Origin of the sequence: Patulibacter medicamentivorans, assembly GCF_000240225.1 — a bacterium.
GTDB classification, from domain to species: domain Bacteria; phylum Actinomycetota; class Thermoleophilia; order Solirubrobacterales; family Solirubrobacteraceae; genus Patulibacter; species Patulibacter medicamentivorans.
Genome location: NZ_AGUD01000005.1, coordinates 1 through 9,774, shown reverse-complemented (window position 1 = coordinate 9,774; position 9,774 = coordinate 1). Strand labels below are relative to the sequence as shown.

General features: G+C 74.5%; 8 protein-coding genes. 5 read left to right on the top strand and 3 right to left on the bottom strand.

Annotation, left to right across the window (positions count from 1 at the left end; genetic code table 11):
* Positions 1–101: 101 nt before the first annotated feature.
* Complete coding sequence (locus tag PAI11_RS00810; RefSeq protein WP_040597495.1) at positions 102–1,364, bottom strand: M16 family metallopeptidase; 1,263 nt, start codon at positions 1,362–1,364, stop codon at positions 102–104.
* 86 nt (positions 1,365–1,450) lie between these two features.
* Between PAI11_RS00810 and PAI11_RS00805 the strand changes: the two genes are divergently transcribed.
* Complete coding sequence (locus PAI11_RS00805) at positions 1,451–2,425, top strand: oxygenase MpaB family protein (RefSeq protein ID WP_007569825.1); 975 nt, start codon at positions 1,451–1,453, stop codon at positions 2,423–2,425.
* Here PAI11_RS00805 and PAI11_RS00800 read toward each other — a convergent pair.
* Both PAI11_RS00800 and PAI11_RS00795 read right to left on the bottom strand, forming a co-directional pair.
* Positions 2,422–3,678, bottom strand: a complete 1,257-nt coding sequence (locus tag PAI11_RS00800) for a sensor histidine kinase (RefSeq protein ID WP_007569823.1) — start codon at positions 3,676–3,678, stop codon at positions 2,422–2,424. The two genes, PAI11_RS00805 and PAI11_RS00800, sit on opposite strands and share 4 nt — an antisense overlap.
* Positions 3,675–4,448 (bottom strand): response regulator transcription factor, encoded by a 774-nt coding sequence (locus PAI11_RS00795; protein ID WP_081488177.1) that lies wholly within the window; start codon positions 4,446–4,448, stop codon positions 3,675–3,677. Before PAI11_RS00795 ends, PAI11_RS00800 begins: the two co-directional genes overlap by 4 nt.
* Before the next feature lie 139 nt (positions 4,449–4,587).
* Between PAI11_RS00795 and PAI11_RS00790 the strand changes: the two genes are divergently transcribed.
* From PAI11_RS00790 to PAI11_RS00775, 4 genes are all read left to right on the top strand, one after another.
* The gene (locus PAI11_RS00790) at positions 4,588–6,321 is read left to right on the top strand and encodes a cytochrome c biogenesis protein DipZ (RefSeq protein ID WP_007569818.1); all 1,734 of its coding nucleotides are present in this window, start codon (positions 4,588–4,590) and stop codon (positions 6,319–6,321) included.
* A 247-nt stretch (positions 6,322–6,568) separates the two neighbouring features.
* On the top strand, positions 6,569–7,363 hold the full coding sequence (gene ftsE, locus PAI11_RS00785) for a cell division ATP-binding protein FtsE (protein WP_081488176.1): 795 nt from the start codon (positions 6,569–6,571) through the stop codon (positions 7,361–7,363).
* A 44-nt stretch (positions 7,364–7,407) separates the two neighbouring features.
* Positions 7,408–8,307: a permease-like cell division protein FtsX gene (gene ftsX / locus PAI11_RS00780; RefSeq protein WP_007569813.1), complete on the top strand. Its 900-nt coding sequence runs from the start codon at positions 7,408–7,410 to the stop codon at positions 8,305–8,307.
* A gap of 103 nt (positions 8,308–8,410) precedes the next feature.
* Positions 8,411–9,640 carry a S41 family peptidase gene (locus PAI11_RS00775; RefSeq protein ID WP_050897049.1) on the top strand — a complete coding sequence of 410 codons (1,230 nt, stop codon included), beginning with the start codon at positions 8,411–8,413 and terminating at the stop codon, positions 9,638–9,640.
* The last annotated feature ends 134 nt before the right edge of the window (positions 9,641–9,774 follow it).

Genomic DNA, 9,774 nt, shown 5'->3' with positions numbered 1-9,774 from the left:
CGGGCTCGCGCGACGGCGGGCGCGGGCGCGCCGGCGACTGACGGACGGTCGTGGACCGGCGCGGGGCCCGGCGGCCCCGCGACCGGCGCCCGGGGCGGGCCTCAGCCGTCCCAGCCGAAGTCGTCCGCCGTCTGCGGCCCGACGCAGGCGACGGCCGCCTGGGACGGGTCGACGCTGCGGGCGATCTCGCGCACGTCGTCGAGCGTGACCGCGTCGAGCGCGGCGATCGCGCGATCGGGATCGAGGTCCTCGCCGTGGACGATCGCCTGGGTGGCCGCGTGGCGGGCGACCGCGCCGCTGTTCTCGAAGGCGAGCACCAGCCGGCCGGCGGCGTAGGCGCGGGCGCGGGCGACCTCGTCCTCGGTCGGCCCGTCGGCGTGCAGCTCGGCGACGATCTCGCGCATCCGCCCGTAGGCCTCGAGGCACTTCTCGGAGTCGAGGCCGGCCGACAGCTGCAGCTGGGTCGTGTCGCCGAGCGACCAGGCCGAGGCCGAGACCGAGTAGGCCAGGCCGCGCTGCTCGCGGATCTCGTCGAACAGCCGCGAGCCCATCGAGCCGCCGAGCAGGGTGCTGTAGATCGTCAGCGCGGCCCGCGTGGCGGGGTCGGCGGCGTCGAGGTCGGGCCGGTAGGTGAAGCGCAGGTGCGACTGGTTGGTGTCGCGCTCGCGGACGACGACGTCGGTGCGCGGGGCCGGGACCTCGTCGACCGGGCCGGGGGCGCCGATGTCGGGGAAGCGCGAGAACAGCTCGTGGAGCCGCTCGTCGTCGGGCAGCTGGCCGACGTCGCCGACCAGGAACGCCCCGCCGGTCCGGCCCGACCAGCGGCGGTCGCGGAAGGCCACGACCTGGTCGCGGCTGAACGTGCGCAGGTGCTCCTCCGGGCCGAGCACCGGGCGGCCCAGCGGGTGGTCGCCGAAGGTCGCCTCGTCGATCAGCATCTCGGCCAGCGCCGCCGGCTGGTCGTTGTAGCGGGCGATCTCCTGGATCACCACGCCGCGCTCCTTGTCGAGCTCGCCGGCGTCGATCTGCGGCCGGCCGGCGAAGTCGGTCAGCAGGTCGAGGGCCGCGTCGGCGGACTCGGCCCGGACCGTGATGTGGAAGGCGACCATCGAGTGCGAGGTGTAGGCGTTGAGCACGCCGCCCATCCGCTCGGCGGTCTCGTTGACCTTGCGGTAGTCGTCGTAGGTCTCGCCGCCCTTGAACACCAGGTGCTCCAGGAAGTGGGCGATGCCGTTCTCCTCGGGGCGCTCGGTCCGGGCCCCGGCGTGGAACGCGACCAGCGCGGTCAGCGTGCGGGTTCCGGGGAGGGCGATCCGGTGGACGGGCAGGCCGTTGGGCGCGACGGTGGAGATGATCTGCGGCATCACCAACGACGGTATCGCCTCGCCGCGACCGGCCCCAGCCCTGGCGGCCGTCGCAGTCGTGGGTCACTGGTACGATTTGAATCAGAATGTCTCGCGATCTCGATCCGGCGCCGTCCGTCCCGCAGAGCGACGGCCCGGCCCCGCCCGCGACGGTGGCCGAGCCGTCGGAGCGCCCCGACGGGGGCCCCGAGGGCGCGGCGCGACTGGCGCCACCACCACGCGTCGTCCCCGCCGGCCAGCGGGGGCCGCTCGGGCCCGACGCGATCGTCTGGCGCCAGACGCAGGAGTGGCGGATGCTCGCCGGGGCCGGGACGGCGCTGCTGCTGCAGGTCGCCCACCCGGCGGTCGGCGCCGCGGTCGGCGAGTTCTCGACCTACCGCGAGCGGCCCTGGCACCGGCTCCACAAGACGATGGAGCTGGTCTTCGGCGGGATCGTCTTCGACATCGGCGGGCGCCACGAGCAGGGCTACCGGATCCACGCGCTCCACAACAAGCTCGAGGGCGTCGACATGCGCGGCCGGCGGTACCACGCGCAGGAGCCCGACGGCTTCTTCTGGGTGCTGGCGACGCTGATCCAGGTCGGGGTCGAGATGTCCGAGCTGGTCGGTCCGCCGGTGCGCCCGCACGAGCGCCCGCGGCTCTACGCCGAGTGGCTCGAGGTCGGGCGGATCCTGGGCCTGCAGGACCACCAGATGCCCGCCGACCTGCCGGCGTTCCAGCGCTACTGGGCCGAGATGCTGCACGACGGCCTCGACCGCAACCGGACGGTCGACGAGGTGCTGGCCACGGTCGCGCGCCCGGCGGCGCCCCCGGGGCTGCCGGTGCCGGAGCCGCTCTGGCGCCTGACCGCCGGCGCCGTCGGCGGGCGGGCGCTCGGGACCCTGACCCTCGGGCTGCTGCCGCCCGAGCTGCGGCGCCGCTGGCAGCTGCCGTGGTCGCGGGCGCGCGAGCTGGAGCTGCAGGCCCTCGGCCGCTCGATCCGGACCCTCTTCCCGCTGCTGCCGCGGCGGGCCAGGGTCCATCACTGGGCCGCGCCGGCGGTGCTCGGCCGCGGCCGCTAGCCCGAGATCGGCAGCGTGAAGCGGACGACGGTGCCGTGCGCTTCGCCGGCGCCGTCCGCCAGCCAGATCCGGCCCCCGTGGGCCTCGACGATCGCCCGCGCGATCGCCAGCCCCAGGCCGCTGCCGCTGCGGGTCCGCGCCGCCTCGCTGCCGCCGCGGTAGAACGGCTCGAAGACGCGCGGGCGGTCGGCGACCGCGATCCCCTCGCCGCTGTCGCGGACCTCGATCTCGACCGCGTCGGCGTCGGCGCCGGACCCGCGGCCGGCGAGCACCACCACGCTGCCGTCGGCCGGCGTGTGGCGGATCGCGTTCTGCAGCAGGTTCAGCAGCACCCGCTGCAGCTTCTCCGGGTTGGCCCGCGCCAGCGCCAGCTCGGCCGGGACCCGGTCGATCACCTCGACGCCCTTCGCCCGCGCCTCGGGACGCATCGCGGCGACGGTCTCCTCGACCAGCTCGGCCAGGCGGACCTGCTCCATCGACCATTCGATCACGCCGGCATCGAGCCGCGAGAGCTCGAAGAGGTCGTCGATCAGCGCGCCGAGCGTGTCGACGTGGGTCCGCATCGTCCGCAGGTACTCGCGGGCGGTGGCCGGGTCGAGCAGGTCGTCCTCGATCGCCTCGACGATCAGGCGCAGCGCGGTCAACGGGGTCCGCAGGTCGTGGCTGACGGCGGCGACCACGTCGCGGCGGGCCTGCTCGCTGGCGTCCCGCGCCGCCTCGCCCGTCGCCAGCGCGACGATCATCCCGTTGCCGGCGTCGGCGAGCGCGGCCAGCTCATCGGCGGCGCCGGTCCGCAGGCGCACGTCGCGATCGCCGGCGCGGACCCGCTCGAGCCCGCGGCGCAGGGCCGCGACGTCCTCGCGGGTCCCGCGCAGCAGCACGGCGACGGCCCGGAAGCCGACCACCGCGGCGAGGCCGACGGCGGCGATCGCGATCGTGGCGTCGTGCTCGCTGAGGAACATCGCGCGGACGGCGATCAGGAGCGCGAGCACCACCAGGCCGAGCGCGAGGCCCAGGCCCAGCGCCAGCCGTCGCGACAGCGACCGCGAGCGCGATCGGCGCAGGTCGGCCGCGTGGGCCGCGATCAGCGCCCCGGCGCCGAGCGGCGCCAGCATCGCGACGGTCAGCGCGGCGGCGCGGCCGTCGAGCGCGATCGCCACGACCGCGGCCACGGCCACCAGCGCGCCGGCCAGCCAGCCGAGCGACGTGGCGGCCATCCGCCGCCGGTCGCCGGTGGTCGTCCGGTCGCTCACGGCTGGAACCGGTAGCCGATGCCCCAGACCGTCTGGACCCAGCGCGGGTGGGTCGGGTCGGGCTCGATCTTGGCCCGCAGCCGGCGCACGTGGACGGTCACCGTCGAGGTGTCGGTGTAGAAGCCGTAGCCCCAGACCGACTCCATCAGCTGGTCGCGCGAGAACGCCTGCCCGGGATGGCGGGCGAGGAACAGCAGCAGGTCGAGCTCGCGCTGGGTGACGGGGACCTCGACGCCGTCCAGCAGCACGCGGCGGGCGGCGCCGTCGATCGTCAGCGGGCCGTGGACCAGCGGCGGTGCCGCCGACTGGCTCGGGTCGCGGCGGCGCAGGACGGCCTCGACCCGCGCCACCAGCTCGCCGGGCGAGAACGGCTTGACGACGTAGTCGTCGGCGCCCAGCCGCAGCCCGGAGATCCGGTCGGACTCCTCGCCGCGCGCGGTCAGCAGGATCACCGCCGGCGGGTCCGGCCGCCGCTCGGCCACCCGCCGCAGGACGTCGAGACCGCCGATCCCGGGCAGCATCACGTCGAGCACGATCAGGTCGGGCGGCTCCTCGGCGGCGAGCGCCAGCGCCGTCTCGCCGTCGCCGGCGGTGCGGGTCCGGTAGCCGGAGCGCGTCAGGTAGCGGGCCACCAGGTCGGCGACCGTCGGCTCGTCGTCGACGACCAGGATCCGCGCCCGATCGGCGGCCTGCGCGGGGAGCGCGTCGGACCGGTCCACCGCCGGATCATCCCAGCCGGTGCGCGCGTCGGACAGGGGCGAGGCGGCCATCCACCCACCGTAGGCCGGGGCGCCGCCGCCCGCCATTACCGGGCGATGAACGGCGGGCACCAGCCCGCCACGACGGCGCGCCGAGCGGCGGCCGGAGCGCGTTCACCATCGCGCAAGATCCGGGTGGGACGCTTGTGCCGTGCTGCTGGTCCTCTTCGGCTTCCTCGCTGGCGCCGCCACCGCGGTCTCGCCCTGCGTGCTGCCGGTGCTGCCGATCGTGCTGGCCGGCGGCGCGACCGGCGGACGGCGGCGGCCGCTGGGGATCGTCGTCGGGCTGACGGTCGCGTTCACGTTCGCGACCGTTTCGCTGGTCTACGTGATCAGCGCCCTCGGGCTGCCCGACGAGCTGCTGCGGACGCTCGCGATCGTGGTCCTGATCGGCTTCGGGGTCACGCTCGCGGTGCCGGCGCTGGCGGCACGGCTGGAGGGCTGGATCAGCCGCCTGACCGGGGGCGCGCGACGGCGCGAGGCCGACGGGTTCTGGTCGGGGACGCTGCTCGGCGCCGGGCTCGGGATCGTCTACGCGCCCTGCGCGGGGCCGATCCTGGCGGCGGTGATCACGACCTCGGCGTCGCAGCCGTTCAGCGCCGGGCGGCTGGTGGTGGCGCTGGCCTACGGGGCCGGGACCGGCGTCGTGCTCTACGCGCTGATGCTCGGCGGCCGTCGCCTGACCCGCCGGCTCTCGCGTCGCAGCGGCCAGTTCCAGATCGCGATGGGGCTGGTGATGGTGGCGCTCGGGGTGGCGATGGTCGCCGACCTCGACCAGCGCTTCCAGACCGCGATCGCCAGCGACCTGCCGTCGTTCCTCGTCAACCCGACCGAGCGGCTGGAGCGCGCCTCCGCCGTCCGCGACGACCTCCGGGACCTGCGGCGCCCCGGGGCGGGATCCGGCCCGCGGACGCCGATCGGTCCCCAGCGGGTGCTGGCCGGCGAGCGGCTGCCCGACCTCGGGCGCGCCCCCGACTTCGTCGGCAACCAGCGCTGGTTCAACACGGCGGGCGGCCGCCCGCTGACGCTGGCGGGGCTGCGCGGGCGGGTGGTGCTCGTCGACTTCTGGACCTACACCTGCATCAACTGCCTGCGCACGCTGCCCGGCCTCGAGCAGCTGGACGCGCGCTACCGCCGCGCCGGGCTGACGATCGTCGGCGTCCACTCCCCGGAGTTCCCGTTCGAGCGCTCGGCCGGCAACGTGCGGGCCGCGATCGCCCGCACCCGGATCCGCTATCCGGTCGCCCAGGACAACGACCTGGCGACCTGGGACGCCTGGGGCAACCAGTACTGGCCGGCGAGCTACCTGATCGACGCTCGCGGCCACGTCCGCTGGACGCACGCCGGCGAGGGCGCGGAGGAGGCCAAGGAGCGCGCGGTCCGCGAGCTGCTGGCCGAGGCCGGCCGGGCCCGCCCGCGGCCGGTCTCGCGCTTCCACGTGACGACGGCCGCGTCCGGGGTCACGACGCCCGAGACGTACCTGGGGTCGGCGCGGATCCGCAGCGTCGAGCGGCTGACCACGGCCGGCGTCCACGACTACGGCGGCCTGCCTGACGACCTGCCGGCCGACAGCATGGCCCTCGGCGGGCGCTGGCGGCTCTCGGACGAGCGCGCGGAGGCGCTCTCCGGGGCGCGGATCGGCCTGCGGTTCCGCGCGCGGCGGGTCTACCTGGTGCTGAGCAGCAGCCGGCCGGGTGCCCGCGTGCAGGTCCTGCTCGACGGGCGTCCGCTGCGGGCGGGGGCCGGGGCGGACGTCCGCGGCGGCGCGGTCGCGGTCGGACCCCAGCGGCTCTACGACCTGGTCGACCTGCCGGCGGTCGGCGAGCACCGGCTGGAGCTGCGGGTCCCGCCCGGCGTCGCGGGCTACGCGTTCACCTTCGGCTAGCCCGGATCGGGGCCGTGCGCCCGGCGGGCGATCGGCGCAAGCGACGTTGCAGTGCACGTTCGCGTGCAGGAATCGCGGGGTCGCGGTGCCAATCTGCGATCTGGATATGGCCGTCTCGCGCTCCACCACCGACCGCCAGCGCGCAGCCGCTGCCCGCCAGGCAGCTGCCGCCGCTCGCACGACCGGCACCCACCCCGTCGCGGGTGGCGCCCCGACGTCCGCACCGCGGCCGTCGCACCCCAGTGCGGTGATCGAGTTCCGCGGGGTGACGAAGGCGTACGACAACACGACCGCGGGCGTCCACGACGCCACGTTCACCGTCCACCGCGGGGAGTTCCTGTTCCTCGTCGGGCAGACCGGCGCCGGCAAGTCGACGCTGATGAAGCTGCTCCTGAAGGAGATGGAGCCCGACTCCGGCGTGATCCGGGTCGCCGGACGCGACCTCTCGGAGATCACCCACAAGAAGGTGCCGTACTACCGGCGCAACCTCGGCGTGGTCTTCCAGGACTTCAAGCTGCTGCCGAACCGGACGGTCTACGACAACGTCGCGTACGCGCTCCAGGTGACGGGCGCCAGCCGCAAGCAGATCCGTCGCCAGGTGCCGGACATCCTGCGCCTGACCGGCCTCTCGACCAAGCTCCACAACTACCCGCACCAGCTGTCGGGCGGCGAGCAGCAGCGCGTCTCGGTGGCGCGCGCGTTCGTCAACCACCCGCCGCTGCTGCTGGCCGACGAGCCGACGGGCAACCTCGACCCCGACACCACGATCGGGATCATGCAGCTGCTGTACCGCATCAACAAGGCGGGCACCACGGTCGTGGTGGCGACCCACGACGAGGGCATGGTCAACCGCATGCGCCGGCGCGTGATCGAGCTGCAGGGCGGCCAGATCGTGCGTGACGAGGTCGCCGGCGGCTACGGCCGCGACAGCGAGTCGACCGCCGAGTTCGGCGCCCTCATGCGCGGCGAGCCGTCGCCGACGCCGCAGCGGCTGCGCCAGCCCTCCGAGGCCGACCTCTTCGACGACGCGTTCGCGGACTAGCCCGTCCCGCCCGCGCCCCGACGCCCCGACTTGCGAAAGACCTCATGAACCGCGTCTCGTTCTTCTTCAAGGAAGCGCTCCGCTCGATCGGCCGCAACCCGATCCCGAGCTTCGCCGCGCTGATGGCCGTCCTGATCACCGTGCTGGTGCTGGGCGTCTTCATCCCCGCCGTCCAGCTGGCCAACGGGGCCGCGGACGACGTCCGCAGCCGCGTCCAGGTCTCCGTCTTCATGGACAAGAAGGCGACCAAGGCCGACGTCGCCCGCGTCGAGCAGCGACTGCAGCGGACCGAGCACGTCAAGAGCGTCAAGTTCGTCTCCAAGGAGCAGGCGCTCGCGGAGCAGAAGAAGCAGAACCCGGAGGCCTACGCGCTGCTGGGCAAGATGAACCCGCTGCCCGACACGTTCCGGATCACGCCCGACAGCGCCGGCGACACCAACTCGCTGCTGGCGTCGCTGATGCCGAAGGGCACCAGCGGCAAGGGCGCGCCGTTCGACGCCGCGATCGGCGAGGTCAAGGCCTCGAAGTCCGAGACCAACAAGATCGTGAAGATCACCGGCGCGGTGAAGCTGTCGATCGGCGCGCTCGCGCTGCTGCTGATCGTCGCCTCGATCCTGCTGATCTCGAACACGATCCGCCTGTCGCTGTTCTCGCGTCGGCGCGAGGTCGAGGTGATGAAGCTGGTCGGGGCCACCGACTCCTTCATCCGCTGGCCGTTCGTGATCGAGGGCCTGATCCTCGGCGCGATGGGCGGCGCCGTCGCGATCGCGATGCTGGCGCTGGCCAAGGTCACGATCCTCAGCCAGCTGGAGGGGATCGCGACCCTGATCTCGCGTCCCGACATGATCGCCTTCGGGCCGCTGATCGGCCTGCTGGTCCTGGCCAGCATCGGCGTCTCGGCCGCCGGCTCCGGCCTCTCGCTGCGCCGCTTCCTGCGGGTCTGAGCGGGCGGCGCGAGGCGCGCGTAGACGCGTCGGACCGCGTTCGGCAGTGCCGAGCGCGGCGCCCGCGCCTCACGTCCACCCGTGAGGGCGGCATGCTGTGGGGGTGAGCTTCTGGACTCGTGCCCTGCGCGCCGCCCTCGCGGTCGCCGCGCTGTTCGTCGTCGTGGTGCTGATCTTCAGCGCCGGCGCCTACGTCGGCGCGCGCGATCCGCAGTCGCTTCCGGGCGTGATCCGCGACCGCGTCGTCGATCCCAAGGGCGCCGGGGCGATCAACGAGGCGCTCGGCACGATCCGCGACGTCTACTACCGCGATCCGGGCGAGCGGCGGCTGGTCGACGACGCGATCGGGGGGATGGTCACCAAGCTCGACGACCGCTTCTCGAACTACCTGAACCCGAAGACCTACGAGAACTTCCAGCAGGCGCAGGACAACCGCTTCGACGGGATCGGGGTCGTCGTCCGCGAGGACCCGCTGGGGCTGCGGATCACCCAGGTCTACCCGAAGTCCCCGGCGAAGGCGGCCGGGCTCCAGATCGACGACCTGATCGTCAACGCGGGTCGCACGTCGCTCAAGGGCCTGAAGGCCGACCAGGCCTCCAACCACGTTCGCGGCCCGGCCGGCACCAGCGTCGCGCTCCAGGTCCGCCGGCGGGTGGCGGGCCGCGTGCGGACGCTGAGGATCACCTCGAAGCGGGCGCCGGTCGAGGTCCCGATCGTCGACTCGAAGCTGTTCAAGCGCGGCGGCCACAGGGTCGGGGTCGTGCGCCTGGCCCAGTTCAACAACGGCGCCACCCAGCAGGTCGCGACGGCGCTCGAGCGGATGCGCAAGCGCGGGGCCGACCGCTTCGTGCTCGACCTGCGATCGAACCCGGGGGGCCTCGTCACGCAGGCCCAGGGCGTGGCGAGCCTGTTCCTGAAGGGCGGGACGGTCGTCACGCTCAAGGGGCGGACCGTCGGCGAGCAGCGCTACGCGGCCGGCGACGACCCGCTGCTGCCCGACGCGCCGCTGGTCGTGGTCGTCGATCGCGGGTCGGCGTCGGCGTCGGAGATCGTCACCGGCGCGCTCCAGGACCGCGGCCGGGCGAAGGTCGTCGGCACCCGCACCTACGGCAAGGGCGTCTTCCAGCGGGTCGAGCCGCTGAGCAACGGCGGGGCGCTCGACATCACCGCCGGCCAGTACTTCACGCCGAAGGGCCGCAACCTCGGCGGCAAGGGCACCGCGCGCGGCGGTGGGCTGCAGCCGAACGTCGAGGTCAAGAGCGACCCGAAGGCGCCGAACGCCAGCCTCGACCGCGCGATCGCCGTGGTGGCCAGGGAGCGCGGGCCGCGGTGAGCGGGCGCCGCCGCGGCGGGCCCCCGGGGAAGGGCGGCAAGGGCCGCAAGACCGGCAAGGGCGCCAAGCGCCCGCCGGCCAAGGGCGGCGCGGGCACGGCGCCGAAGGGCGCGAGCGGCCGCGGTCCCAAGCGC